Raw genomic sequence first — 26642 nt, forward strand, 5'->3', positions numbered from 1 at the left:
CTTCGGGTCTCGCCACGGCTTAGTGCGGTGTGACATATTACTCACATCGTGACCACCGACCGGGAGAGGAACATGTCCCCGAGTACCCGCATCTCCATCGACGTCGGCGGGACCTTCACCGACGTCGTCAAACTGGATCCCACCACGGGAGTCCTGCGATTCGAGAAGGTTCCCACCACCCCGCGTGACCCGAAGCGCGGCGTCCTCGACGCCTTCGTCAAGGCCGAGGCCCCGCTTCACGAGGTGGCCTCGTTCAACCACGGAACCACGCTCGGACTCAACTCCCTGCTGACCCGCACTGGTGCTCGGGTGGCGATCATCGGCACGCGCGGTTTCCGGGACGTCTACCTGCTCGGGCGCACGGATCGCCGGGCGATGTACGACATCACCTATCGCAAGCCGGCTCCGCTCGTCCGCCGTCGCGACACCTTCGAGGTCACCGAGCGGACCCTCTACGACGGGTCCGTCAAGACCACGCTCGACGTCGCCGACGCCGAACGCGTCGCCCGCGAGATCGCCGAGGGCGGTTATGAGGCCGTCGCCGTCGGGTTCCTGCACGCCTACGCGAATCCCGCCAACGAGATCGCCATGGGCGAGGTCCTCGCCCGCGTGGCGCCCGACGTCGAGGTGACGCTGTCGCACGAGCTCTCCCGCGAGTACCGCGAGTACGAGCGCACCAGCACCGCGGTCCTCGACGCCTACATCAAGCCGATCGTTCGCAACTACCTGCGTGAGCTCTCCGACGAACTGGCCGGCGGCGATTTCGACGGCCGCTTCCTGATGTCGCGCTCCGGCGGCGGGGCGATGACCGCGCAGGCTGCGGCGGAACAGCCGGTCAACCTGATCCTGTCCGGTCCCGCCGGCGGCGTCGTGGGCGCCGCTGCGCTCTCGCACGAACTCGGCGAGCCCAACATCATCACCATCGACATGGGCGGCACGAGCCTCGACGCCTCGCTCGTCCTCGACCACGAGCCGGTCATGTACCAGGGGGCGGAGTTCGAGGGTCTCCCGATCAACACCCCCTCGCTCTACATCCACACGATCGGCGCCGGCGGCGGTTCGATCATCTCGCTCGATGAAGCCGGCGCCCTTCAGGTCGGCCCGCAGAGCGCAGGGGCGGATCCGGGACCGGCCGCCTACGCCCGCGGCGGTTCCGAACCCACCTTCACCGACGCCGCCGTGGCGCTCGGCTACCTCGGTGCCGACGTCGCCCTCGGTGGCGACCTCCAGCTCGACGAGCAGCTCGCCGACAAGGCACTGGCGACGGTGGCCGAGCGGCTCGGTATGGGGGTCGAGGAACTGGCGCGCGGCGCAGTCCAGATCGCCAACATGAAGATCGTGGGCGCCGTCCGCGCGATCACCGTCGAACTCGGCCGTGATCCGCAGGACTTCGCGCTCATGTCCTTCGGTGGTGGCGGAGGCCTCGTTGCCGTCGACGTCGCCCGCGAACTCAACATCCCGCGCGTCATCGTGCCGCCGGGCCAGGGCGCGTTCTCGGCGCTGGGCATGCTGATGGCAGACGTGCAGCACGACTTCGCGCGGACCTCCGTGCGGCCGCTGCGCGAGGTCGACCCCGCGTTCTTCGCCGACGCGTTCGGTGCCATGGAGGTCGAGGCCGCCGAGGCGCTCGACCGGGAGGGCTTCGGCCCGACGCACCGCACCTATCAGCGCACCGTGGACGTGCGCTATGCCGGCCAGGAGCACTCCGCCACCGTCGTCTACCCCGAGGACGCGGCGGACGTCATCGCGGCCATCGAGGAGGAGTTCGCGGTGCTGCACCACCGCCTCTACGGCCACACGATGAGCGATCCGGTCGAGATCACCACCCTGCGGCTCAAGGCCACCGGCGTCGTGGAGAAGCCGTCGTGGCCGCGGATGGCTCAGCGCTCGGAGGGCGCACCGGAACCCATCAGCCGTCGCGACGTCCACACGACCGGCGTTCCGAGCGAGTACCGGGTCTTCAGCCGCGAGTCGCTGCTCGCCGGAGACGAGATCGCCGGACCTGCCGTCATCGCCGAGCACACCGCGACCACCGTCATGCACGAGGGTGATCGCCTCGTGGTCGGTCCGCTCGGTGAGCTCGTCATTCACATCAAGGCCGAAGGAGAGAACTGATGAGCAGCAACGCGATCACCCTCGAGGTCATCCGACACAGTCTGCTGGCCGGCGCGGAGGAGATGGCGCGCAACCTGTGCCGCACCGCCTACAACACCGTCGTCTACGAGATCCACGACTACGGCATCGGCCTGCACGACGCGAACGGTGACGTCGTCGCGGACGCTCCGGGCATCGCGATCTTCACGCGCGGCAATGATCACGGCATCAAGAAGTCGATCGAGTACGTCGGTGCCGAGAACATGGCGCCGGGCGACGTGTTCATCGTCAACCACCCGTACTGGTCCTCGGCCCACACCCTCGATCCGCTGGTGTTCGCGCCGATCCACGTCGACGGCGAACTGATCGGGTTCTCCTCGTGCCGCATCCACGTGCTGGATCTCAAGCAGAAGAACCCCGGCTACGTGCTGGACTCGGTCGACGCGTACGAAGAGGGTCTGGTCTTTCCGGCAAGCCGGCTTTACCGCGCAGGTGAACCCAACGACGACATCCTCAACCTCATCCGGTTCAACAGCCGGATGCCCGAGCGGACCATCGGCGACATCCAGGCCCAGGTCTCGGCCTGCGTCACGGGCGTGCGGCGGATGCAAGAGGTCGCTGCCAAGTACGGCACGCAGGAACTGCTCGACGCCATGGTCGCGATCAACGAGCACGGTGAGAAACTCGCTCGGCTCGCGCTCGCGAAGCTGCCGAAGGGCACCTGGAGCGCGGAGGACTTCGTCGACAGCGACGGCATCGACCGCGACACGCTCGTCAAGATGAAGGCCACGGTCACCATCACCGACGACGAGATGATCGTCGACTGGACGGGTAGCGCGACGGACGTCAAGGGCCCCATCAATCTGCCCGTGGGTCAGACCGAGGCGTTGTCGAGCCTCGTGTTCAAGGCCATCACGACTCCCGACAGTCCGGTGGTCGCGGGCAATTTCGCCCCGTTGCGGGTCGTCACCGAACCCGGCTCGGTCATGCATGCCGTGCACCCGATGCCGACGTTCACACTCTGGACCGGTCTGCTGGCAGGCGAGGTCGTGCTGAAGGCGCTCGCACAGGGCATGCCCGACCGGATTCCGGCGTGCTCGGGTGGTGACGTCTCGTCGATGATGGGCTGGGGCACCGATCCGCGCACGGGAGAAGCGTGGCTCGAGGCCACCAACGAGGCCGTCGGCTTCGGCGCCCACGCAGGCGGCGATGGCGAAGACGGCATCATGCACCTGTCCGAGCCCGGTTGCCGCAACAACCCGGTCGAGGTGCTGGAGATGAAGGCTCCGCTGTTCATCGAGTCCTACGGGTACGTGCCCGACTCCGGTGGCGCCGGCCGCTTCCGCGGCGGCGTCGGCGTCAACCGCACGTACCGCTTCGAGGCCGATTCCACCGGCATCTGCTTGGTGTACAAGACCAAGTCGGCGCCGTGGGCACTCGAGGGTGGCCAGGAAGCGGTGCCGGCCAGGATCGTCCTCGACGGCGGAACCAGCGAGGAGCGCGTGCTCCAGGGCGGCACGTACCCGCGGCCTGCCGGCACCACGCTCGCCAACATCACCGGTGGTGGCGGCGGTTACGGCGACCCGCTCGAGCGTGACCCGGCGCGTGTCCTGGAGGACGTCATCGACGGGTTCGTCAGCCGGGACAAGGCCGCTGAGCTCTACGGCGTGGTGATCGACGACGCGTTCACGATCGACCACACCGCGACGGCCGAGCGCCGCGAGGCTGCCCGGGCGACCGCATGACCGGCACCGATCTCGTCCTGCGCTCGGGGCGGTTCCTCGATCCCGCGACCGGCGACGTCGTGGAGGGCGATCTCCTCGTCGAGAACGGGACGATCGCCGAGGTCGGCAACGTCGGCACCGTCAGCGCCGAGGTCGTCGACCTGGGCGGCGCCACCGTCGTACCGGGCTTCATCGATGCCCATTTCCACGCGTACTCGACGTGTCTCGGTGGGCTGGAGCTCGAACTGCGACCGCTCAGCTACGTCGCCGTCAACGCCACCCTTCGCCTCGGGGCGGCGGTGCGGCGCGGGTTCACGACCGTCCGTGATGTCGCGGGCGGCGACCCGGGGATCGCGTCGGCCATCGAGGAGCGTCTGTTCGTCGCGCCCCGCTACCTCTACACCGGCGCGGCGCTCAGCCAGACCGGCGGCCACGGCGACCCTCGTCCGGGAGATCTCGACCTGTGCTTCGGACACGGCCACATGAACGAGGTGGTCGACGGTGTCGACGATCTGCGGCGTGCCGTGCGGGACCGATTCCGACAAGGCGCTCACGCGATCAAGATCATGGCGTCGGGCGGTGTCGTCTCCCCCACGGACCCGCTGCGGGTTCCGCAGTACTCGGCGGAGGAGATCCAGGCGGTGACCGACGAGGCCACTCGCCGGGGCAGCTACGTCGCGGCTCATGCGTACTCCAGCGAGGCGGTCATCCACGCTGTCACGAACGGGGTCCGGTCGATCGAGCACGGCAACCTCATCGACGAGGAGGCCGCACGGATCATGGCTGAGCACGGCGCCTCCCTCGTACCGACCCTGGCGCCCTACGACTCCATGAGCCGTCGCGGTGCTGAAGCGGGACTTTCGGCCGTCGGCCAGGCCAAGAACGCCGAGGTCCTGCATGCCGGTCGTGGGGCCATCGAGCTCGCCGCGCGCGCCGGCGTGCCCGTCGGTTTCGGCAGCGACCTCATGGGCGACCTCGAGGACGACCAGCTCCACGGTCTGCGACTGCAGTCCGAGGCGCAGACACCGCAGGAACTGTTGCGCTCCGTCACCGTGGTGAACGCCGCGCTGATCGGACGTCCGGAGCTCGGCTCCCTGGACGTCGGGACACCCGCGGACCTGGTGGCGCTCTCGGCGGACCCCTACGAGGACGTCAGCGTGATGTGGGATCTCGCCCGTCCCCGGACGGTGATCCACGGGGGCGTCGTCGTCGGCTGACGCGATCGCGCCCGCTACCGCCAGTGGCGCGGCCCGGGGATGCTCCCCGGGCCGCGCCGCTGGCGTTCGGGAGTGCGTCTCGCTCAGCGCGGTCGCGACGAGTTCAGGGACGGTCGAGTTCGACGGCCCGGCGGATCGACGCAGCGAATGCCTGAACGAAGAGCTCGTCGGGCGCCGCCGACTCGAGGACGGCGACCGCGCGCTCGGTGGTCCCACCGGGACTGGTCACCCGCCGGCGCAGCTCCTGCGCGGAGACGTCGGACTCCTGGAGCAGGGCCGCGGCACCGATGATCGTCTGGCGCACCGCCGCCTCAGCATGCGTCGCGGACAACCCGGTCTCGAGGGCTGCGTTCGTCATCGCTTCGGCAAGTCGGAACACGTAGGCCGGTCCGCTGCCGGAGACCGCGCTCAGCACGTTGACGCCGGCTTCGTCGGGCAACGGCACGACGAGCCCGACGCGGGAGAACCACTCGGTGAGCAGTCGCTCCTCACCGGACGCGTCCGGCTCGACGAGCAGCCCGATCACGCCCTCGCCGACGCCCGTCGGAGTGTTGGGCATGAGACGGACCAGGCGCGGCCGAGGACCGGCGTGGCGGCGCAGCGTCTCGAAGCTCACCCCTGCGGCGACGGAGACGACGACCGTCCCCTCGCTGATCTCCTCTGCGATCTCCTCGAGCAGCTGCGGCAGCTGGTAGGGCTTGACGCACACGAACACCACCCCGGCTCCGCGGACCGCGCGGACGTTCGCCTGAGGGTCGTGTTCCGTCGACAGGATCGGGAGGTCGGCCGGGTCGCCGTCGCGCGCGCCGGCGGATCGACGCGTCGCCACCACCTCCGTGACCTCCGGCGCCGCGCCGACGGCTGCCACGATGCCCCGGGTGATCGACCCGAGACCGAGGATCGCGACCTTCACCGGTCGGCGTCCATCACGGCGGCCGCGACGACGAGGTCCTCCCACGCCATGCCGACGGACTTGAAGAACACCGGCCGGCCGGCCGGGTGAACGTCCTCCGCGGCCACGTCGGCGAGCGTGACGAGGTCGTCGGGATCGAACGTCCCGGCCTCGATGGCCATGACGACGTCGCCGGCCTCGCGCAGTGCCGGGTCGCGGTCTTCGACGATGACCCGCGCGCGGCCGACCAGCTTCTCGTCGACCTCACGTGCGTCTGGATCGTGCGACCCGACCGCGATGACGATGGCGTCGTCGCGCAGCAGGGCGGAATCGAACACCGGCTCGCGAGCCGACGTGGCGCAGTGGACGATGCCGGCTTGCGCGACGGCCCGGTCGGCCTCGGCCGAGCCCACCTGCACGACGTCACACGCGACGCCCGCCAGCTCAGCCGGGAGGTCGGCACGTTCGGGGTCGCGCACGACGAAGGTGACCGACGCGATCTCGCGGATGCCGTCGACCACATCTGCCGTCGTCGTGACATGGCGGATCGCCTGGATGCCGGCGCCGAACGCTACGACGTGAAGCGGCGAGGTGTCGGCGAGCAGGTGCTGCCGGACCCCGGCGAGCGACACCGCCGGCGTCCTCAGTGCCGTCAGTTCGATGCCGTCGAGGACGGCGCGGGGCGCGAGCGTGACGGCGTCGAACAGCAGGTAGAGGCCCTGGATGCGCGGCAGACCGTGCTCGCGGTTGCCGGGTGCCACGGTGACGATCTTGACGCCGGTGTCCGCACCGTGCTCGGCCGGCATGAGGATGTAGTCGCCGTGCGTGAGCGGCACGAAGGTGCGCGGCGTCGACGTCGACGGGTCGAGCCCGTCACGAAGCGAGGCGACCAGTGCGTTCACGGCATCGCGGGGCCGCAGCCGCGCGACGGCAGCGGCGTCGAGGTACGAGAGGGTGTCGGTCATCGCAGTACGAATCCTGGGGTCAGGTCGTCGGCAGGGTCGACGACGAAGTGGTGTTCTCCGGTGCGGTGGGCGGTACCGCGGACGGCCACGACGACGCCCTCCCGGCCGTCGGCCGGCACGTTCTCCTCGACGGTCGCGAGGAATCGCGAGCCGACGATCGAGTCGTGCACGAGGGTCTGGCCCGGTGCCAGTTCGCCGTGGGCAGCGAGGACGGCGACCCGCGCGCAGGTTCCGGACCCGCAGGGCGAGCGGTCCACCTCGCCGTCGGCGAAGACGGTGACGTTGCGCTGGTGGAGATGCCCGTCGGGCGTCGTGCCCAGCCGCTCGTAGATCGTCGTGCCGTAGATGCCGCTCAGCCGCGGGTCGCTCGGGTGCCGGGCGACCTCGTGATCGTTGAGCAGCCATTTGACCTCGCGGCCGACGGCCGTCAGCTCGTCGAGGTGTTCCGGTGCCACGGTGAGTCCGAGCTGGGCGACGTCGAGGTGCGCGTAGATGGCGCCGCCGAAGCCCACGTGCACGGTGAGCGCGCCGCGGCTCGTCGAGATCTCGAGGTCGCGGGCGACTGCGTAGCTGGGGACGTTGACGAACTCCGCGCCCTCGACCCGGCCGCCGCGGGTGTGCACGCGCGCCGCCACCCGGCCCGAGGGCACGTCGATGGTCACGGGCGTGACCCCGTCGTCAGGGGCGGAGATCCGCCCTGACTCCACGGCCCACACGCCCAAGGCGATCGTGCCGTGGCCGCAGGCCGTCGAGAAACCGTCCTTGTGCCAGAAGAGCACGCCGAAGTCGGCGCCCGCATCGTCCGGCGGCGTGAGGAAACCGCCGTACATGTCGGCGTGACCGCGTGGCTCGTGGCAGAGGAAACGGCGCAGCTGTTCGACGTCCGGGTTCGCCATCGCACGGACGCGCCGATCCGCGACCGACCCGCCCGTCAGAGCGACGGGCGGGTCGGTGACGATGCGGAACGGCTCGCCGCCGGTGTGATAGTCGACGGTCCGGACGAGCTCGTCCCAGGGCACGTCAGTAACGCCCCGTCAGCTCGCCCCAGGACGAGGACAGGCCGGCAGCGCTACGGCGCTGCGGGATGCCCCACGGGTTGTCATCGCGCAGCGCCGGCGGGAGCGCCGCCTGCGGAGCGTTCTGAAAGGCCACCGCGCGCAGGAAACGCCCGATCGCGGCCGTGCCGACGGACGTCGCGTCCTGCGTGGTCGCCGGCACCGGACCACCGTGCTGCATCGCGGCGGTCACCGAGACACCCGTCGGCCAGCCGCCGAACAGGACGCGACCGCTGGTGCGGGCCAGCACCTCCAGCAACGCGGCCCAGGCCTGCGGGTCCTCATCGGCCGCCAGGTGGATGGTCGCGGTGAGGTTGCCCGGGAAGAGCCGTTCCAGCACCTCGGGCAGCACGGCGGTGTCGTCGCCATACTCGACGATCACCGACAGCGGCCCGAAGGCCTCGTCGAGGACGGACTCCCCGGCGGCCTCGAGCTGCGCGAGCGTGATCGCGGTGATGGTGGGCGTCGCCCAGCCGAGGCCGTCGTCGTCGACGCGAACGTCGCCCTCCACGAGCACCTCGACGCCGTCGGCCTTGAGGACGGCCTCGCGACGCTCCTGGTACCCGGCGGTGATGCCTGCGGTCAGCTGACGGTGCGGCGGGACGTCCTGGGCGGCCGCGATGACGGCCTCGCGCAGCGGCTCGGCGCTCGGGACGAACAGGAATCCGGGCTTCGTGCACAGCTGGCCGGCCGATCCGGCGACGCTGGCGACGTACGCCTGGGCGAGGCCGGCGGCGTCCTCGGCGACGGCCTGCGGCGTCACGACGACGGGGTTGACGCTGCCGAGCTCGCCGTAGAACGGGATCGGCACCGGGCGCGACGCCGCGATGTCCGCGAGCATCCGGCCCACGTGCGTCGAGCCGGTGAAGCTCGCGGCGCGAACGCGCGGGTCGCGGAGCGCCTCGACCCCCTCCTCGCGTCCGAACAGGACGGCGAACGTGCCGTCAGGCATGCCCGCCTTGGTGAGCGCTTCGGTCACGATGCGGCCGGTGAGCTCACTGAGTCGCGGGTGACCGTCGTGCGCCTTGAGGATCACCGGGTTGCCGGCCGCGAGCGCGGCGGCCGTGTCACCGCCGGCGACCGAGAAGGCGAGCGGGAAGTTGGAGGCCGCGAAGTTCAGCACCGGGCCGAGCGGCACGTTGACACGTCGCACGTCCGGCCGGGGACCCACGACGTAGTCGGGGTCGGCCTCGTCGATCCGCGCGTCGAGGTACACGCCCTCGACGACGACCTCGGCGAAGAGACGCAGCTGCTGCGACGTGCGGTTGAGCTCGCCGCGGAGCCGCGCCTCGGTGAGGCCCGTCTCCTCCTGCCCGAGCGCGATGATCTCGTCGCGGGCGGCGTCGAGGGCCTCGGCCACGGCGACGAGGGCGCCGGCGCGCTCGCGCGGGGTGGTGCGGGCGAAAGCGGGAGCGGCCTGCGCGGCCGCCTCGAGGATGGCGTTGACGTTCATGGGGCTCCTCAGAATTCGAATCCGGCGGGGAACGGGTCGTGCGGGTCGAGCAGGTACTGCGCCGTGCCGGTGATCCAAGCACGGCCGGTGATCTCGGGAAGCACCGCGTCGTACTCGCCGACCGTCGCCGTGCCCACCAGGCGGCCGGTGAACTCCGAGCCGATGAAGGACTCGTTGACGAAGTCGGTGTGCAGCGCGAGCTCACCGCGACTGTAGAGCTCGGCCATGCGAGCCGAGGTACCGGTGCCGCAGGGCGAACGGTCGAACCAGCCGGGGTAGATCGCCATCGCATGGCGCGAGCGCACCGCGTCCGAACCCGGCGCGATGAACTCGACGTGGTGAACGTGGTCGACGCCCTCGATCGTGGGGTGCTTGGGCGGCGCCGTGCTGTTGATGGCGTCCATGATCGCCAGCCCGGCGGCGATGATGTCCTGCTGGCGCGAACGGTCGAACGGCAGATGGACGTCGTCGAGATCGACCATCGCGTAGAAGTTGCCGCCGAAGGCGATCGAGTACGGAACGCTGCCGTACCCGGGCACCTCGACGACCTCGTCCAGGCGCTCGGTGAAGCTCGGGACGTTCGCGAGGGTGACGGCGGCGGCGCGGCCGTCCTCCACCCGCACCTTCGCCACGACGAGCCCGGCGGGCGTGTCCAGACGGATCTCGGTGACCGGTTCGGTCACCTCGACCATGCCCGTCTCCACAAGCACGGTGGCGACGCCGATCGTCCCGTGGCCGCACATCGGCAAGCAGCCGCTGGCCTCGATGTAGACGATGCCGTAGTCGCAGTCGTCACGCGTCGGAGGCTGCAAGATGGCGCCGGACATCGAGGCGTGGCCGCGCGGCTCGTTCATGAGCAGCCGGCGGATGTGATCGAGGTGTTCGATGAAGTAGAGGCGCCGCTCGTTCATGGTGGCACCGGGGATGACGCCCACTCCCCCGGTGATCACCCGGGTGGGCATTCCCTCAGTGTGGGAGTCGACGGCGTGGAAGACGCGTGACGATCGCATGTGACCTCCTGAATCGAGTATGTGCGGCACCTGGTGAAGGACGCCCGGCGCACTGCAAACGCAGGCGCCGGACGTCCTCCTCAGCGCATCAGCGAGCGGCGATCGCAGCGAGCGCGCGCTCGGTGTCGGCCTTCACCTGAGCCGTCTGAGCCTCGGTGAGCGGGCCGCGCGGCGGGCGCGTCGGGCCGCCGTAGGAGTTGCCGCAGACGTCCATCGACAGCTTGATGGCCTGGACGAACTCGGTGCGCGAATCCCAGCGGAACACCGCGACGAGCTGCTCGTACAGATCCTTGGCCTCGTGCCACTTGCCCTCGGCGCAGAGGTTGTAGAGCTCGACGGCCTCCTTCGGGAAGGCGTTCGGGTAGCCGGCGAACCAGCCCACCGCGCCGTTGACCATGAGCTCGAAGAGCACGTCGTCGGCACCGGCGATGATGTCGATGTCGCAGAGTTCCTTGATCTCGTACACGCGGCGCACGTCGCCGGAGAACTCCTTGATCGCGACGACCTCGGGGATCTCGGCGATGCGGGCCACGAGCTGCGGCGTGACGTCGACCTTCGTGTCGAACGGGTTGTTGTACGCCATGATCGGCATGCCGACCTCGGCCACCTTGCGGTAGTGCTCGACGACCTCGTCGTCGTTGGCGCGGTACAGGGTGGGAGGCAGGACGAGGACGCCGTCGGCGCCGTCCTCCTGCGCGTACCGGGTCCACTTCTGGGCCTGGTGCCAGCCGACGCCGTGGGCACCGGCGACGACGATGCCGCGACCGTCGACGGCGTCGACGGCGACCTGAATGACCTTGCGGCGCTCCTCATCGGTGAGCGACGAGTACTCGCCGAGCGAGCCGTTGGGCCCGACGCCGCGGCAGCCGTTGCTCATGAGGAAGTCGACGTGCTCGCCGAACTTGTCGTAGTCGACCGCGAGGCCGGCGGGCGCCGAGGCGTCCTCCTTGAAGGCCAGCGCGGTCGCGACGACGACACCGCCGAGGTCGATCGTGGGCTCCGACATGATGAGTCCTTTCACGGGATGTGGTGAGGGGATGTTTCGGTGGACTGAGGCGCACGGGCGAGGTCGCCGATACGCAAAGGGGCGGCGATGGGACGCCGATCGGTGGTGGCCCCGTCGGCGAACGCGGCGCACCCTGACGAGCCGGACAGCAACTGCTCGACCGAACGGCCGCAGATGCGGCCTTGGCAGAGCCCGAGCCCGGCACGGGTCGTGAGTTTGAGGGACCGCAGCCCGACCGACGCGGTCGACTCCGCGACGCGGGCGAGAGTCCCGGCGTCGACCTCCTCACAGCGGCAGACGATGGTGTCGTCCTGCAGCCAGGTAGACCACGACGCGCCGATGGGATGGGCCGTCGCGATGCGCTCGGCGAACCGAGCGAAGCGGTCACGAGCGCGCCGCGCCGCGCGCACCGATGCGTCGGCGCTCCGGCCGCCGGCGGCGACCCAGCCGGCGATCTCGCCCTCGGCGAGCGCGAGATCGACTCCGCCGATCGCGGTGATCTCGCCCGCCGCGAACACGCCATCCACGCTCGTGCGCTGCTCGCCGTCCACGCGTACGAAGCGCTCGTCGGTGAGCTCGCACCCTGCCGCGACGGCGAGTTCGAGACGCGGGGTGAACCCGTGGCCCAGGCAGACGGCGTCGCAGGCGATGCGCCGCTCGGTTCCAGGCACCGGGGCCCAGTCCGCGTCGAGTCGCGCGACCGTGACCGCTTCGACGCGATCGGTGCCGTGGATCTCCACGACGCCGAAGCCGGTGCGGTACGGCACGCGGCCGCGCAGGTGGTGCGCGACGTAGCCGGCGAGCTCACTGACCTTGTGGGACGCCCCCATCAGTTCCCAGGGGCGCGCGAGCCAATGACGAGCCATGCGCGAGGGGCGGGACGCCTCGAAGACGCCGACGACCCGAGCACCGGCCTGTCCGAGCGATGCGGTCACGGGGAACAGGAACGGCCCGGAGCCGGCGACGACGACGCGGTCGCCGACGGCGATCCGCTCCCCCTTCGCCATGGCCTGGGCGGCTCCCGCAGTGAAGACGCCCGGCAGGGTCCATCCGGGCACCGGCAGCGCACGGTCGTGCGCTCCGGTGGCGAGCACGAGGCGGTCGGGCACGACGGTCTCGGTGACGCGGGTGCCGTCGACATCGCCGTACGCGAGGTTGACGCGCAGGCTGCCATCGGCACGCCGCTCGATGGCCCAGACCTGAGTCTCGGTGTCGATCGTGCATCCCGAGTCCGACTCCAGGGCCTGGCGCAACGACTGGTAGGCGCCCCACTGATGGTGCAGGACCGACTCGCGTCCCGAGGGACGGCTCTCGGGAAGATGACGCCAGTATTGGCCGCCGGTGCGCTCGGCGGAGTCGATGACGCGGACCATGGCGCCACGCCGACGTGCGGCGGCAGCGGCCGCGAGGCCGGCCGGGCCGGCTCCGACGACGAGGACGTCGGTCATGATCCCGCCTCCTCGACGCGTCGGGGCAGTTCGTCGTGCTGACGCTCGACCTGCGCGCCGTCACGAGCGGTGCGCTGGCACGCGCGGACGTCACGTTGGCCGTCGACGGTGACGACGCAGTCGAAGCACACACCGATGCCGCAGAACAGGCCGCGAGGCTCGTGGCGCGTGGAGGTCGTGCGCCAGTCGAGGACGTTGTTGGCCAACAGGACACCGGCGACCGACTGGCCGCGGACACCGACGTACTCGCGGCCTTCGAAGGTGATCGTCACGGGGTCCGTGGGGCCCGGTTGGATGGGGTCACGTCGCGGGTCGACGGCGCGCGCGCTCATGAGGCGACCTCCTGCAGGTGGGGAGCCAACGTGGGGCGATCGATCGCGAACGGCGCGGGATCCAACGGAGACTCCGTGTCCATCACCTGGGCGAGCAACAGCTCGGCCGAGGAGACCGACAAGCCGATGCCCGCGCCCTCGTGGCCCGTCACGTGATACAGGTTCGGCAACCGCGGGTCCTCACCGATGACGGGAAGGTGATCGGGCATGTACGGCCGGAAGCCGCCGTAGGTCCGCAGGACCTGCATGTCCTCGAGGAACGGGAAGAGCCGCAACGACTTCATCGCGATCTCTCGGATGACCTCGACGTCGAGCCGATCGTCGAAGCCGACCCGCTGGCGCGAGGACCCGATGAGCACCGTGCCGGCGGCCGTCGACTCCACAACGGTCGAGGTCTGCAGGTCCGCATCACCGGACTGGGTCGCTCCGACATAGTCGGCGTCGTACACCTTGCGGAAGACGCGGTGCGGCATGCGCGTGGTCACGAGCACCATCCCGCGACGCGGCAGCACCGGAAGCTCGACGCCGAGCGTCCCCGCGACCGCACCCGCCCAGGGGCCAGCGGCGTTGACGACGAGATCGGCGTGGAGGTCGCCGCGGGACGTGCGTACGCCCGCGATCCGGCCGGTCGCGTCGCGCAATGCCCCCACGACCTCGGTCGACGTCATCACGCGAGCACCCGCGCGCCGCGCGGACGCCAGTAGCGCCTCGACGGCCGCGACCGGCTGAACCTGCGCGTCCTGCGGGTAGTAGACCGCCGCAGTGATCTCGGGATTGAGGTGCGGTTCGAGCTCGAGGGCGTCGTCCGCTCCGATCTCGCGCGCGTCGATCCCGACGTCACGCTGTGACGCAGCGAAGCCGCGCAGCGGATCGGCGCCCTCGGCCGTCGTCGACACGACGAGGCCGCCCTTGGGCTCGAACTCGATGGAGGGGAAGCCGGGCCCGAGCTCGTCCTGCAGTTCGCGGGCGACGAGCGGCCACCGAACCGCTGCGTCCACCGCGAGGTCGAGCTCGGGACCCGGAGTCTTGTCCGAGACGAGGAGATTGCCCTCGCACATGGCCGACGTGCCGCCTGCCACGGCGCCTCGCTCGACGACAGTGACGTCATAGCCGGCGCGGGCGAGCACCCGGGCACAGGCAGCGCCGGTGATGCCGGCGCCGATCACGACAACGCGCATGAGATCTCCTCCTCTCGAGGGTAATATATCACATACTACCGGCCCCAGCACCTCCCCCGGCGTGGGCCGAGGGAGGTGCCGGTCAGGCGCCGAGGTAGGCCTCGACGACCCTCGGATCGTCGGCCAGTTCGGCGGCCGGGCCGGACAGCGTCACGTGGCCCGTCTCGACGACGTACGCCCGGTGCGCGATACGTAGCGCCGCCTTGGCGTTCTGCTCGACGAGCAGCACCGTGGTGCCCTGCTGATTGACCTCGGCGATGATCTCCATGACCTGCTTGACGATCAACGGCGCGAGACCCATGGACGGCTCGTCGAGCAGCAGCAGACGCGGACCGGCCACGAGAGCACGTCCGATCGCGAGCATCTGCTGCTCGCCGCCGGACAGAGTGCCGCCCTGTTGCTTGCGGCGCTCGTGCAGCCGCGGCATGAGGTCGTAGGCCTGCTGAACCCGCTTCTCGACGAGGGACGCGTCCGCGACGCGGTACCCGCCGAGCATGAGGTTCTCGTGCACGGTCATCGTGCTGAAGATCCGACGCCCCTCGGGAACGTGGACGACGCCGTGCGTCACGAGGTCGTGCGCGGGAAGACTGCCCAGGTCGGTGCCGTTCCACGTGATCGTGCCCCGGGTCGCCTTGACGAGTCCGGACAGCAGGTTCATCGTGGTGGTCTTGCCGGCACCGTTGTTGCCCAGGAGGGAGACGATCTCCCCCTCCCCCACCTCGAAGCTCAGCGAACGCAGGGCGTGGACCCGGCCGTAGTGCACGTCGACGCCGTCGACGACGAGACCGCTCATGCCGCTCCCTCCTCATCGGTGCCGAGATACGCCTCGATCACCTTCGGGTCGTTCTTGATCTGCTCAGGCGTGCCGTCGGCGATCTCCTTGCCGTAATTGAGCACGATGATCCGCTCGGAGATGTCCATGACGAGTCCCATGTCGTGCTCGATCAACACGATGCCGATCCCCAGCTCGCGGATCCGGCGGATGAGGTCGATCAGCTGGCGCTTCTCGCTGTGGTTCAGGCCCGCCGCGGGTTCGTCGAGCAGCAGCAACCGCGGCGACGTCGCGAGGGCGCGAGCGATCTCCACACGACGCTGCTCGCCGTAGGGCAGCTGCGTCACGTAGAGGTCCTCGTCGCCCCGGAAGCCCACGAAGTCGAGCCAACCGCGCGCATCCTCGACACACTGCGCCTCACTGCGGCGGTACCGCGGCGTGTGCAGCATCGCATCGAACCACCGCTGACTCAGGTCCGCGTGCATGGCGGTCTTGACGTTGTCGAGGACCGACATCTCCTTGAACAAGCGCAGGTTCTGGAACGTCCGGGCCATGCCGAGCTTGGTGATCGTCGACGGCAACGACCGGATGATCGAGCGACCGTCGAAGGTGATCGACCCGCTGGTGGGCCGGTAGAACCCGGTGATGCAGTTGAACGCCGAGGTCTTGCCCGCCCCGTTAGGTCCGATGACCGAGACGATCTCGCCGGCGTGCACCGACATGCTCAGCCCGTCGACGGCCTTGACGCCGCCGAAGGCCAGATGGAGGTCCTTGACCTCGAGCAGGGTCTCCCCCTGCGTGACGGTGCCGTCGGTCATCGTCCCTTCCCTTCTCGTCCACTGAGCAGGTCGGCGGCGCCCTCGGCGCCGGCGTCCTTCTCGAATCCCTCCCGCGAGACCACGCGCGGGTCCTGGTCGTTGTCCGTGTCGTCGTCATCGACGTGCTTGTCCTTCGACCAGGGCAACACCGCCGTCGCCGGCCAGATGCCCGAGGGCCGGAAGATCATCGTCACGACCAGCAGCACACCGAACAGCAGGAAGCGCCACTCGGAGAACTCACGGAGGAACTCCGGCGCGAGCGAGACGAACAGCGCGCCGATGATGACGCCCGGGGTCGAACCCATACCGCCGAGCACCACGGCCATGAGGATGAGGGCGGAGTACAGGAACTGGAAGCTGTTGGGCGAGATCGCGGTGAGGTGCGTGCCCATGAGCTGCCCGGCGAGACCGGCCCACACCGCGCCGATGATGTAGGCGGTGATCTTGGTGACGTACGTGTTGATGCCCATCGCCTCGGCGGCGTCCTCGTCGTCACGCACAGCCTTCCACGCGCGGCCCATCTTGCCGCGAGCCAGACGGCTGACCACCACCACGCCGACGGCGCCCACGATGAGGGCGACGAAGTAGTAGAAGACGATCTTGCCGTTGAAGAAGATGCCGCCGACCGTCACACCGTCGGCGAAGTCCCAGCCGAAGAACGACCAGGACGGGATGCCGTGGATGCCGGAGGGCCCGCCGGTGATCTCGAGGTTGTTGGCGGTGAGACGGATGATCTCGCCGAAGCCGAGCGTCACGATCGCCAGGTAGTCGCTGCGCAGGCGCAACGTCGGTCCGCCGATGATGATGCCGGCCACGATGCAGGCGACGATCACTCCGGGAACCGCGAACAGCATCGGCCAGCCGAAGTGTGTCGTGAGGATGCCCGAGGTGTAGGCACCGACGGCGAAGAAGGCGATGTAGCCGAGGTCGAGCAGGCCTGCGTATCCGACGACGACGTTGAGCCCGAGCGCGAGCATCACGTAGATGAGCGCCGAGGTCATGATCGAGATGACGTAGGGCGAGGCGTTGATGAACGGCAGCACGAGCACGAAGACGAACGCCAGGGCTCCGAGAAGCCTGACGAAGCCCTCGTCGCTGCGCCAGCCGCGGCGGCGCTGTGGCCGCTCCCGCGTGGGCGCCGGCGCCCGCAACGGGGATCGGGTGGAGGTGGTGGACAACGCGATCACATCCGTTCCACGACGCGGGCGCCGAGGAGCCCGGTCGGCTTGAAGGACAGGAAGAGGATGAGGCAGGCGAAGGAGAAGACGTCACGCCACTCGCCGCCGAGCCAAGCCGACCCGAACGACTCGAGCAGGCCGAGCGTCAGGCCACCGAGCATCGCTCCGTAGAGGTTGCCGATACCGCCGATGACCGCAGCGGTGAAGGCCTTGAGGCCGATGACGAAGCCCATGAGGAAGTCGATCGAACCGTAGTACGCGCCGGCCATGACGCCCGCCGCTCCGGCGAGCGCCGAACCGATGAAGAAGACGCGCGCGATGACGCCGTTGACGTTGATGCCCATGAGGGTCGAGGCCTGCGGGTCGAGCGCGATGGCGCGCATCGCACGGCCCTCGCGCGTCTTGTTGACGTAGAACGCGAGCACGACCATGAGCAGCGCCGCGACGCCCATGAGGGCGAGCTGCGCCGTGGAGACGCGGGCACCGAACAGGTCGAGCGATCCGCCGCTGAGCCGGACCGGGTAAGCCTTCGGCGAGGGGCCGAAGATCTGGCGCACGGCGTACTCGAGAGTGAACGACATCCCGACCGCGGTGATGAGGACCGCGAGCCGCGGTGAGGTCCGCAATGGCCGGTAGGCGACGCGTTCGATGCCGACGCCGAGCAGACCCGTGAAGATCATCGCGACGAGGATGAGCAGGATGAGCGTGGGCACGGTGGCGGCGGCCGTGAGTCCGCCGAAGGACGTCAGTGTCACGAAACCGACGAACGCGCCGATCATGTAGACGTCGCCATGGGCGAAGTTCAGCAACTTGATGATGCCGTACACCATGCTGTAGCCGAGCGCGATGAGCGCGTAGAACGAGCCCACGAAAAGCCCGTTGAGAATGATCTGAGACATGTGGTGGTTGCTCCGATGCAGGGGGCGGCACGGGACGCGGGGTCACCGCGTCCCGTGCCTGGGTGTCATCAGTCGTCGAGCAGGTCGTCGTGCAGAACGAACGTGCCGTCGTCGCCGATCGTCACGATCGCGAAGCCACCCTGCTCGCGCGTTCCCTGATCGGTGAAGGTGAGCGGGCCGGCGAAGGTCTCGAAGCCGTCGAGCCCGTGCAGCGCGTCGACCACCTCGGCCATGTCGGTCGTACCGGCCTCCTTGATGGCCTCGGCCGCGACGCGCACGGCGTCGTACGACTGGGTCGAGTACGGCCCGGGCTCAGCGCCGAACTTCTCCTTGTACTCGGCGATCCAGTCACCGGCACCCTCGAGCATGTCCGGCGTCTGCGTGAACGTGCCGTAGACGTTCTCGGTGTAGCCCTCGCCCGTGATCTCGGCGAAGCTGGCGTCGACCGAGCCGTCGCCGACCAGGAACGTGCCCTCGTAGCCGGCGTCCTTCGCCTGGCGGTTGATGAGCGCGCCCTCCTGGTAGTACCCGGTCCAGTAGACGAAGTCCGCGCCGGAGCCGACGATCTTGTTCGCCTCGGCGGCGTAGTCCTTCTCCTTCGGCGTGACCGTGGCGTCCTCGACGATCTCGAGGCCGGCCTCCGACGCCTGCTCGGCGAACGAGTCCGCGAGGTCGACGGAGTAGTCGGTCGAGTCGTCGATGACCGCGACCTTGGTCGCGCCTTCCTTCTGCGCGAACTTCACCGCGGCCTCGGCCTGCTGCGTTCCGGTGCCGTTGATGAGGAAGACGTTCTCCTGGTCCGACTCCGGCAGAGCATTGGAGTTGGCCGCGGGGATCACCATCGGGACCTCGGCCTGCAGGAAGATCGGGAGCGTCGGGAGGGTCGCGCCCGAGCAGTAGCCGCCCACGGAGGCGACGATGCCCTGGGACACGAGCTTGTTCGCGGCCGAGACGGCGGTCGTCGCGTCGCAGGCGTCGTCCTCCGTGACGAGCTCGATCTCCTTGCCGTCGATGCCGCCGTCGGCGTTGATCTCGTCGACGGCCATCTGGGCGCCGTTCTTCATGTACTCGCCGAACGCGCTCTCGGAGCCCGAGAACGGGGCGAGGAGGCCGAACTTGAGGGTGTCGCCGGACGCGTCGTCACCGCTACCGCCGACACCGCCGGCGCAGCCGGCCAGGACGGTGGCCACGGCGGCGCTCACAGCGGCGAAGCGAGCGCGCTGCCACCCGCGGGTGGAGCGAATGCTGGTCATACGTGTGCCTTTCTGCCGGGCGCGTCCCCGAGCCAGCGCCAACGAAGTTGCAATGTGACACATTACATACCATGTGACGCAGGTGACGGAACGATTTCAGCGAAAGTCACCGAAAGTCAATTCGTTGCGGTGGCGGCCGTTTCCTCGGCCTCGCCACTCCACCAGCCGAGGACGTGCCCGATGTGGCGGTCCATGAGATCGGCCGCCCCCTGACCATCGCCCGCCTCGAGCAGATCGAGCAGCATCGCATGCTCGTCGATCGAGGCACGCAACTGCTCAGGGGTGATCTTCGAGGCGATGCCGACCGTGCGGGTCTGATCGCGCAGGTTGCCGACGACGTCGACCAGCACCGGGTTGCCGAGCAAGCCGAGCAGTCCGAGGTGGAAGGCCTTGTCCGATCGCACGTACGTGGCGAAGTCGCGCGCCTCAGCGGAGTCGTTGATGGCGGCGACCAGCTCGTCGAAGCGGGAGCGCACGGAGGCGTCGAAGACCTGGGCAACCTCGTGCATCGGCGGGCATTCGAGCATGCGGCGGGTGTGGACGAGGTGCACGAGCTCGTCGCGGCTGACCTCACGCACCCGGAAGCCACGGTTGCGCACCGGGACGACGAAGCCGCGCCGCGCGAGGTTGAGCATCGCCTCGCGGACCGGGGTGGCCGAGACGTCGTACTGCTGTGCGAGCACCGGCACCGTGAGCAACTCGTGCGGGGGTACCTGCCCGGCGATGATGGCCGCCGTCAGCGACTCCTCGATCTGCTCACGCAGACTGTGTCCCGGTTCGATCCGGGGAGTCACCCAGCTCATGTCGTCGCCTTTCTCGCGCACTGCTGCGTGACATACTACGGCGCGTTCTGCTCCGGACGCCAGCGAATTGCGTCGGCCGCGTCCGCTATCTGCAGATCGATCGATGCGAGCGACGCGCCTTTCGGCATCAGGTACACCAGGCACTGGGAGGCCTCATCACCTGCGGGCAGGTCGGCGGGAAGCGCTGCCGGCGGGCAGGGCTCGAAGGTCCCGACGATCGCGTTCGGCGAGATCAGCGTGTTCTCTCCGTCGTTGGCGAACACCGGCAGAGCCGTCGTTCCAGGCGTGCCCGGCCCCTCGTTCACCACGGAGAGCGTGACGTAGAACGGCGTCGATGCCGCGTCCTCGGGCGTCAGCGAGAAGAGCGCGAAGTCCTCGATGCGGCCCTGCTTGATCTTCTCGACCGCGACGGTGAGTGCCGTGGCACCCTTCTCGTCCTCGGGGTAGGCGACCGTGGCCGGCTCCCCCGGGTCGAGCTCGGTGCCACCCTCGGTCAGCGTGACGCCCTTGGGCAACTCGAGACCGGCCGGTTCCTTCTCCTCGTCTTCTCCCGAGCAGGCGGTCAGGAGCAGTACCGCAGTCAGCACCGGTCCGGTGACGCGCCATGTCCTTCTCACGACAGCAGCGTGCACGACGGCCGATCAGGCGCCGATGAGGCGCGCCGCGAGGTACGCCGGAACCTGGTCGAGCGCGACCCGCTCCTGGCTCATCGTGTCGCGCTCGCGGATCGTGACGGCCTGATCGTCGAGTGTGTCGAAGTCGACGGTGATGCAGAACGGGGTACCGATCTCGTCCTGACGGCGGTAGCGCTTGCCGATCGCCTGGGCGTCGTCGAAATCGACGTTCCAGTTGCGGCGCAGCTCCGCGGCCAGATCGCGGGCCTTCGGCGACAGGTCCTCGTTGCGCGAGAGCGGCAGGACGGCGGCCTTGACCGGGGCGAGCCGCGGATCGAGCTTGAGCACGGTGCGCTTGTCGACGCCACCCTTGGCGTTCGGAGCCTCGTCCTCGGTGTACGCGTCGACGAGGAACGCCATCATCGAGCGGTTGACACCGGCTGCGGGCTCGATCACGTACGGCGTCCAGCGCTCGTTCTTCTGCTGATCGAAGTACGAGAGGTCCGTGCCCGAGTGCTTGCTGTGGGTCGACAGGTCGAAGTCGGTGCGGTTCGCGACGCCCTCGAGCTCGCCCCACTCCGAGCCGGCGAAACCGAAGCGATACTCGATGTCGACGGTGCGCTTGGAGTAGTGCGAGAGCTTCTCGGCCGGGTGCTCGTAGAGACGCAGGTTCTCCGGGTCGATGCCGAGCTCGGTGTACCACGCGAGGCGCGTGTCGATCCAGGTCTGGTGCCACTCTTCGTCCGTGCCCGGCTCGACGAAGAACTCCATCTCCATCTGCTCGAACTCGCGCGTGCGGAAGATGAAGTTGCCCGGCGTGATCTCGTTGCGGAAGCTCTTGCCGATCTGGCCGATGCCGAACGGGGGCTTCTTCCGCGCGGTCGTCATGACCTGTGAGAAGTTGATGAAGATGCCCTGCGCGGTCTCGGGGCGCAGGTAGTGCAGGCCCTCCTCGGACTCCACCGGGCCGAGGAACGTCTTCAGCAGGCCGTTGAACATCCGCGGCTCGGTCCACTGCCCCCGCGTGCCGCAGTTCGCGCAGACGATGTCGCTCATCGGGACCGCGTCGGGGTCGTCCAGACCCTTCTTCTCCGCGTAGGCCTCCTGGAGGTGGTCCTGCCGGTACCGCTTGTGGCAGGCGAGGCACTCCACGAGCGGGTCGACGAACGCGGCCAGGTGTCCGGAGGCCTCCCAGACCGGGGTCGGGAGGATGACCGAAGAGTCGAGACCGACGACATCGTCGCGGCCCTGGACCATCGAACGCCACCACTGGCGCTTGATGTTCTCCTTCAGTTCCACACCCATCGGGCCGTAGTCCCACGCCGAGCGGGTACCTCCGTAGATCTCACCGCACTGGTAGACGAAGCCGCGGCGCTTGCAGAGGCTGATGACGGTGTCGAGGACTGAGTTCGGCATGGGAGGACTTCCGTTCCGGCTGGGTGTCGGAGGGCGTGTGCGGTGCGTCGTAACGCTCCGCGCCCCTGGCCGGACCAGCGTACTCGGCGCGGGCTCGAGGACGTCCGCCGGTCGACGGGTCCAGACGGATTTGACAATCGTTCCCGGCAGTAGTGACGATGATTCCCATGAAGCGTTCGGCCCTCCCTGCCCTCGTCGTGTCTGCTCTCGCCCTGTCCGCCTGCGGCGGCGGCACGTCCGGCGAGGACGGAGGCGGCGGGGTGCGCGTCGTCGCGTCGTTCTACCCCGCGCAGTTCATCGCCGAGCGCGTCGGCGGCGACCTCGTCGACATCGAGACGCTGACCTCGCCAGGCGGCGAGGCGCACGATCTGGAACTGACCGCGAAGCAGATCGGTGCGGTGCAGTCGGCCGACGTCCTGGTGTACCTCGACGGGTTCCAGACAGCCGTCGACGAGGCGGTGGAGCAGGCGGACCGCGACGCCGCGACGACGGTCGATCTCGCCGAGGGGGTGGACCTGCTCGACGCCCAGGATCCCCACGACCACGAGCACAGCCACGAGGGCGAGGAGTCGCACGACCACAGCCACGAGAGCGAGGAATCGCACGACCACGGTCACGATCATGGCGACGTCGATCCCCATCTGTGGCTGGACCCGGCGAACCTCGAGCCGGCCGCCAAGTCGCTCGCCGACGCGCTGTCCGAGGCCGATCCTGACCACGCCGACGAGTACGCGGCGAACGCTCAGGAGCTCGTCGACGACCTCACCGCCCTCGACGAGGAGTTCGCGACCGGGCTCGCCACCTGCGAGCGCCGCGACTTCGTCACCAGTCATGCGGCCTTCGCGTACCTGGCTCACGCGTACGACCTGCACCAGTTGCCCATCGCCGGCATCGATCCGGGCGCCGAGCCCACGACGGCCCAACTCGGCGAGATCACCGAACTCGTGCAGACGGAGGGCATCACGACCATCTTCACCGAGACGCTCGCCTCGCCCGCGCTCGCCGAGACGGTCGCCCGCGAGACCGGAGCCACGACGGCTACCCTGGATCCGATCGAAGGCCTCGCCGACGAGACCTCCGACCAGGACTACCTGTCGATCATGCGCGCGAACCTCGCCGCCCTCCAGAAGGCCAACGACTGCCGATGACACCGCCCCTGCTCGCCCGTGGCGTCGAAGTCGACCTCGCGGGAGGGCCGGTCGTGAAGGGCATCGACCTCACTGTCGGAACAGGCGAGTTCGTCACTCTGCTCGGCGCCAACGGTTCGGGCAAGTCCACACTCGTCCGCGCGCTCGTCGGCCTGATCCCGGCCCGCGGCACGATCGAGCTGTTCGGCACGCCCTTGACGCGGTTTCGCGAACGCTGGCGCCTCGGGTACGTCCCGCAACGGCCCGGGAGCGCAGCGGGCGTGCCCGCTACCGTTCGCGAGATCGTGACGAGCGGCCGGCTCTCCCACCGCCCCGTCATGGGCTTCGCATCGCGCTCCGACCGGGTCGCCGTGACCGAGGCCATCGAGCACGTCCGGCTGACCGCGAAGGCCGACCAGCCGATCACGGAGTTGTCCGGCGGCCAGCAGCAGCGCGCCTACATCGCCCGCGCGCTGGTCGCCAATCCGCAACTGCTGGTCATGGACGAGCCGACGGCCGGCGTCGACGCGGAGAGCGCTGAGGTGCTGGCCGGTCTCATCGGGCACCTGGTGAGCGATCACGGGATGGCCGTGTTGCTCGTGGCGCACGAGCTCGGTCCGATGCGCCCCCTCGTCGACCGCGCGGTGGTGGTGGACGCAGGCCGCGTCGCCTACGAGGGGCGGGTCGAGGACATCCCCTCCGACCATCCGCACGATCACCCCCACTCCGGAGCGCCCGAGCGTATCCGTCCGGTGCAGGAGGAGGGACCGCTCGGATGAGCGAGCTGCTCTCGTACGACTTCATGCGCATCGCGCTCGCCGCTGCGGTCGTCACCGGGCTCGCGGCGCCGGCGATCGGCACATACATCGTGCAGCGGCGGCTCGCCCTGCTCGGTGACGGACTGGGGCACGTGGCATTGACCGGCGTGGCGCTCGGTCTGCTGACCCACGTCACACCGACCATCACCGCCGTCATCGTCGCGATCATCGGGGCGGTCGTCATCGAGCTGCTGCGCATGTACGCCAAGACCAGCGGAGACGTCGCCTTGGCCATGCTCTTCTACGGCGGCATCGCCGGGGGCGTGCTGCTGACCAACCTCGCCGGCGAATCCGCCGCGACGTTGAACCGCTACTTGTTCGGGGCGATCACCACCATCTCGATGAGCGACCTCGTAGCGGTGCTCGTACTGGGCGTCGTCGTGATCGTCGCGGCGCTCGGGCTGTCACCGCAGTTGTTCGCGGTGTGCCAGGACGAGGACCACGCCCGGGTCAGCGGCGTGCCCGTCCGGCTCTACACACTCCTCGTCGCCGTGCTCGCGGCGATCACCATCACCGTGGCCATGCGGACCGTGGGTCTCCTCCTGGTCTCGGCACTCATGGTGGTGCCCGTCGCGGCAGCGCAGCAACTCACGCGGAGCTTCCGGGCGACCCACCTCGTGTCGATGATCGTCGGTGTCGTGGCCGCGACCGGTGGCGTCGTCGCGAGCTACGAGATCGACACGCAGCCGGGCCCGACGATCGTCGTGCTCGCGCTCGGCTTGTTCGCGCTGGCGGCTCTGGCTCGCGGGGTGACCGCGTTGCGCGGTCGCTGACTACACTGGCCTCGATGAGCACCACAAGCGAGTCGCCCCAGCGCAACACCCGCCAACGCCGCGCCGTCGCGGCGATCATGGCTGACCTCGAGGGCTTCGCGAGCGCTCAGCAGATCCACGACATCCTCAAGCAGCGCGGCGAGTCGGTCGGGCTCTCCACCGTCTACCGCAACCTGCAGGCGCTCGCCGACGCGGATCTGCTCGATGCCTTGCGCAACGACGATGGCGAGACCCTGTACCGGCGGTGCAGCTCCGGGCATCATCACCACCTCGTCTGCCGGGTGTGCGGACGCACCGTCGAGGTCGAGGGCCCGACGGTCGAGCGCTGGGCCGACGCGGTCGCTGAGGACCACGGGTTCCGCGACGTCGAGCACACGCTCGAGATCTTCGGGACGTGCGGGGATTGCGCGTCCTAAGCCGCGCCGACTGGACCGAACGCGCCGCGGCCCATCGTGCACGCGTCCTCCCCTGGACGCGCGCCCGCGTGGAGCGACGCGAGCGCGGTGAGTCCCACCCGGTCCACGACTTCCTCTTCGAGTACTACAACCTCTCCCCCGGCGCGCTGGAACGGTGGCACCCCGGCCTCGACGTCGCCTTGGCGGATGCCCCGGAGTACCGCGCTGCCAGCGCCTACATCGTCCGGGACGACGACAGCGTGACAGTCGACGCTTCCCGGCTCGCCGCGCGCCTTCCGGGGCTGCGGTGGACCCGCGACCTGCTCAGCCGGACCGCCGGCCGCACTCCGCGGCTGCAGTGCTTCGGTCTGCACGAATGGGCCATGGTGTACCGCGAGCCGCAGGAGCGCCGTCACGCCGTGCCGCTGCGGCTCGGGGCTGCCGGTACCGACGAGGTCGTGGAGTCGCACAAGCTCGTCTGCACCCACGCCGATGCGTTCCGGTTCTACACCGACGCCGCCCGGCCGTTGAACCGCCCCACTCCCACGCGGGAGCGTCAGCTCGAGCTGGAGCAGCCCGGCTGCCTGCACGCCAACATGGATCTGTACCGGATCGCCTTCCGGATGCTCCCGTTCATCGAGTCGTCTCTCGTGGCCGACGCGTTCGAGCTCGCGTCGGACATCCGGGAGGTCGACATGCGTGCCTCGCCCTACGACCTGCGAGACCACGGCTACGCGCCCATCGCGATCGAGACCACCGAGGGCAAGGCAGAGTACGTCCGGCACCAACGCGAGTTCGCCCGTCGAGCGGAGCCGCTGCGCCGCCGCCTCATCGACCAGGCCGATGCGCTCATCACCCGCGCCCACAAGGAGGCCGCATGACCGGCACGCCGTACGTCAAGAACGGCGACGATCTCACCGCCCAGGACGTGTACGGCATCTGGCGCATTCGCGACATCGTCTTCGCCGTCGAACAGCAGTGCGACGAACCCGACGTCGACGGCCTCGATCTGATTTCGACGACGACCCATCTGTGGTTTGCCGACGACCTCGGCCCCACCAGTTACCTGCGGACCTACGTCGGCGCCGACGGTGTGCGGAAAGTGGGCCGCGTGGCGACGCGTCGCGAACATCGCGGCCGCGGTCTGTCCAGCGCGTTGCTGCGCGCGGTGCACGAGCGATGGGGCGACGAGGAGATCCGGCTCGGCGCCCAGGCGTACCTCGAGCAGTGGTACGCCTCGTTCGGATACGAGCGGTGCGGCGAGAACTTCATGGAGGCAGGCATCCTCCACGTGCCGATGCGACGCGTTGGTACGGCCGGCTAGGTGTGATGTCCAGGCAGGTTGTTCTCGATCCTGCTGATGGGTGGTAGTGCTCCGAGCGCGGAGTGGGGCCTGTGGTGA

General features: G+C 69.3%; 26 protein-coding genes. 9 read left to right on the top strand and 17 right to left on the bottom strand.

Annotation, left to right across the window (positions count from 1 at the left end):
- Nucleotides 1–72 precede the first annotated feature (72 nt).
- Genes EHW97_RS08890 through EHW97_RS08900 form a run of 3 tightly spaced genes read left to right on the top strand, consistent with a single transcriptional unit; the run spans nucleotide 73 to nucleotide 5035 of the window.
- Nucleotides 73–2115 (top strand): hydantoinase/oxoprolinase family protein, encoded by a 2043-nt coding sequence (locus EHW97_RS08890; protein ID WP_124236812.1) that lies wholly within the window; start codon nucleotides 73–75, stop codon nucleotides 2113–2115.
- Nucleotides 2115–3839 carry a hydantoinase B/oxoprolinase family protein gene (locus EHW97_RS08895; RefSeq protein ID WP_124236813.1) on the top strand — a complete coding sequence of 575 codons (1725 nt, stop codon included), beginning with the start codon at nucleotides 2115–2117 and terminating at the stop codon, nucleotides 3837–3839. Before EHW97_RS08890 ends, EHW97_RS08895 begins: the two co-directional genes overlap by 1 nt.
- The gene (locus EHW97_RS08900; protein ID WP_124236814.1) at nucleotides 3836–5035 is read left to right on the top strand and encodes a metal-dependent hydrolase family protein; all 1200 of its coding nucleotides are present in this window, start codon (nucleotides 3836–3838) and stop codon (nucleotides 5033–5035) included. Before EHW97_RS08895 ends, EHW97_RS08900 begins: the two co-directional genes overlap by 4 nt.
- A gap of 103 nt (nucleotides 5036–5138) precedes the next feature.
- Here EHW97_RS08900 and proC read toward each other — a convergent pair whose 3' ends face one another.
- The 17 genes from proC to EHW97_RS08985 all read right to left on the bottom strand — a co-directional run bounded on the left by proC (nucleotide 5139) and on the right by EHW97_RS08985 (nucleotide 22127).
- Nucleotides 5139–5948 carry a pyrroline-5-carboxylate reductase gene (gene proC / locus EHW97_RS08905; protein WP_166367458.1) on the bottom strand — a complete coding sequence of 270 codons (810 nt, stop codon included), beginning with the start codon at nucleotides 5946–5948 and terminating at the stop codon, nucleotides 5139–5141.
- Entirely contained in the window at nucleotides 5945–6892 is a 948-nt protein-coding gene (locus EHW97_RS08910; protein WP_124236816.1) for an ornithine cyclodeaminase family protein, read from the bottom strand. Before EHW97_RS08910 ends, proC begins: the two co-directional genes overlap by 4 nt.
- A complete protein-coding gene (locus EHW97_RS08915) occupies nucleotides 6889–7911 on the bottom strand; it encodes a proline racemase family protein (protein WP_124236817.1) in 1023 nt (340 codons plus the stop codon). The genes EHW97_RS08910 and EHW97_RS08915 overlap by 4 nt, the downstream gene beginning before the upstream one ends.
- A gap of 1 nt (nucleotide 7912) precedes the next feature.
- Nucleotides 7913–9400 carry an aldehyde dehydrogenase (NADP(+)) gene (locus EHW97_RS08920; protein ID WP_124236818.1) on the bottom strand — a complete coding sequence of 496 codons (1488 nt, stop codon included), beginning with the start codon at nucleotides 9398–9400 and terminating at the stop codon, nucleotides 7913–7915.
- An 8-nt stretch (nucleotides 9401–9408) separates the two neighbouring features.
- Nucleotides 9409–10410 (bottom strand): proline racemase family protein, encoded by a 1002-nt coding sequence (locus EHW97_RS08925; RefSeq protein ID WP_124236819.1) that lies wholly within the window; start codon nucleotides 10408–10410, stop codon nucleotides 9409–9411.
- An 88-nt stretch (nucleotides 10411–10498) separates the two neighbouring features.
- Nucleotides 10499–11416 carry a dihydrodipicolinate synthase family protein gene (locus EHW97_RS08930; RefSeq protein ID WP_124236820.1) on the bottom strand — a complete coding sequence of 306 codons (918 nt, stop codon included), beginning with the start codon at nucleotides 11414–11416 and terminating at the stop codon, nucleotides 10499–10501.
- A gap of 11 nt (nucleotides 11417–11427) precedes the next feature.
- A complete protein-coding gene (locus EHW97_RS08935; protein WP_124236821.1) occupies nucleotides 11428–12864 on the bottom strand; it encodes an FAD/NAD(P)-dependent oxidoreductase in 1437 nt (478 codons plus the stop codon).
- Nucleotides 12861–13196 (bottom strand): (2Fe-2S)-binding protein, encoded by a 336-nt coding sequence (locus tag EHW97_RS08940; protein WP_124236822.1) that lies wholly within the window; start codon nucleotides 13194–13196, stop codon nucleotides 12861–12863. The genes EHW97_RS08935 and EHW97_RS08940 overlap by 4 nt, the downstream gene beginning before the upstream one ends.
- Nucleotides 13193–14374, bottom strand: coding sequence for an NAD(P)/FAD-dependent oxidoreductase (locus EHW97_RS08945; RefSeq protein WP_124236823.1), 1182 nt, complete (start codon nucleotides 14372–14374; stop codon nucleotides 13193–13195). Before EHW97_RS08945 ends, EHW97_RS08940 begins: the two co-directional genes overlap by 4 nt.
- A gap of 82 nt (nucleotides 14375–14456) precedes the next feature.
- Nucleotides 14457–15167 carry an ABC transporter ATP-binding protein gene (locus tag EHW97_RS08950; RefSeq protein ID WP_124236824.1) on the bottom strand — a complete coding sequence of 237 codons (711 nt, stop codon included), beginning with the start codon at nucleotides 15165–15167 and terminating at the stop codon, nucleotides 14457–14459.
- Nucleotides 15164–15964, bottom strand: coding sequence for an ABC transporter ATP-binding protein (locus EHW97_RS08955; RefSeq protein WP_124236825.1), 801 nt, complete (start codon nucleotides 15962–15964; stop codon nucleotides 15164–15166). The genes EHW97_RS08950 and EHW97_RS08955 overlap by 4 nt, the downstream gene beginning before the upstream one ends.
- Nucleotides 15961–17142, bottom strand: a complete 1182-nt coding sequence (locus EHW97_RS08960) for a branched-chain amino acid ABC transporter permease (protein WP_208001967.1) — start codon at nucleotides 17140–17142, stop codon at nucleotides 15961–15963. Before EHW97_RS08960 ends, EHW97_RS08955 begins: the two co-directional genes overlap by 4 nt.
- Before the next feature lie 5 nt (nucleotides 17143–17147).
- Complete coding sequence (locus EHW97_RS08965; RefSeq protein ID WP_124236826.1) at nucleotides 17148–18041, bottom strand: branched-chain amino acid ABC transporter permease; 894 nt, start codon at nucleotides 18039–18041, stop codon at nucleotides 17148–17150.
- Between the two features lie 68 nt (nucleotides 18042–18109).
- Nucleotides 18110–19294 (bottom strand): branched-chain amino acid ABC transporter substrate-binding protein, encoded by a 1185-nt coding sequence (locus EHW97_RS08970; RefSeq protein WP_124236827.1) that lies wholly within the window; start codon nucleotides 19292–19294, stop codon nucleotides 18110–18112.
- Nucleotides 19295–19410: 116 nt separating this feature from the next.
- Nucleotides 19411–20097: a GntR family transcriptional regulator gene (locus EHW97_RS08975; protein WP_124236828.1), complete on the bottom strand. Its 687-nt coding sequence runs from the start codon at nucleotides 20095–20097 to the stop codon at nucleotides 19411–19413.
- A gap of 35 nt (nucleotides 20098–20132) precedes the next feature.
- The gene (locus EHW97_RS08980) at nucleotides 20133–20714 is read right to left on the bottom strand and encodes a hypothetical protein (RefSeq protein ID WP_124236829.1); all 582 of its coding nucleotides are present in this window, start codon (nucleotides 20712–20714) and stop codon (nucleotides 20133–20135) included.
- A gap of 24 nt (nucleotides 20715–20738) precedes the next feature.
- Nucleotides 20739–22127 carry a glycine--tRNA ligase gene (locus EHW97_RS08985; protein ID WP_124236830.1) on the bottom strand — a complete coding sequence of 463 codons (1389 nt, stop codon included), beginning with the start codon at nucleotides 22125–22127 and terminating at the stop codon, nucleotides 20739–20741.
- 167 nt (nucleotides 22128–22294) lie between these two features.
- Between EHW97_RS08985 and EHW97_RS08990 the strand changes: the two genes are divergently transcribed.
- The 6 genes from EHW97_RS08990 to EHW97_RS09015 all read left to right on the top strand — a co-directional run bounded on the left by EHW97_RS08990 (nucleotide 22295) and on the right by EHW97_RS09015 (nucleotide 26564).
- Nucleotides 22295–23275 carry a metal ABC transporter substrate-binding protein gene (locus EHW97_RS08990; protein WP_124236831.1) on the top strand — a complete coding sequence of 327 codons (981 nt, stop codon included), beginning with the start codon at nucleotides 22295–22297 and terminating at the stop codon, nucleotides 23273–23275.
- The gene (locus EHW97_RS08995; RefSeq protein ID WP_124236832.1) at nucleotides 23272–24033 is read left to right on the top strand and encodes a metal ABC transporter ATP-binding protein; all 762 of its coding nucleotides are present in this window, start codon (nucleotides 23272–23274) and stop codon (nucleotides 24031–24033) included. Before EHW97_RS08990 ends, EHW97_RS08995 begins: the two co-directional genes overlap by 4 nt.
- The gene (locus tag EHW97_RS09000; protein ID WP_124236833.1) at nucleotides 24030–24845 is read left to right on the top strand and encodes a metal ABC transporter permease; all 816 of its coding nucleotides are present in this window, start codon (nucleotides 24030–24032) and stop codon (nucleotides 24843–24845) included. The genes EHW97_RS08995 and EHW97_RS09000 overlap by 4 nt, the downstream gene beginning before the upstream one ends.
- 14 nt (nucleotides 24846–24859) lie before the next feature.
- Entirely contained in the window at nucleotides 24860–25261 is a 402-nt protein-coding gene (locus EHW97_RS09005) for a Fur family transcriptional regulator (protein ID WP_124236834.1), read from the top strand.
- A 68-nt stretch (nucleotides 25262–25329) separates the two neighbouring features.
- Nucleotides 25330–26121: a 3-methyladenine DNA glycosylase gene (locus tag EHW97_RS09010; RefSeq protein WP_243696364.1), complete on the top strand. Its 792-nt coding sequence runs from the start codon at nucleotides 25330–25332 to the stop codon at nucleotides 26119–26121.
- Nucleotides 26118–26564: a GNAT family N-acetyltransferase gene (locus tag EHW97_RS09015; RefSeq protein ID WP_124236836.1), complete on the top strand. Its 447-nt coding sequence runs from the start codon at nucleotides 26118–26120 to the stop codon at nucleotides 26562–26564. The genes EHW97_RS09010 and EHW97_RS09015 overlap by 4 nt, the downstream gene beginning before the upstream one ends.
- Nucleotides 26565–26642: the final 78 nt, after the last annotated feature.

Origin of the sequence: Aeromicrobium camelliae (genome assembly GCF_003850045.1) — a bacterium.
Classification (GTDB): domain Bacteria; phylum Actinomycetota; class Actinomycetes; order Propionibacteriales; family Nocardioidaceae; genus Aeromicrobium; species Aeromicrobium camelliae.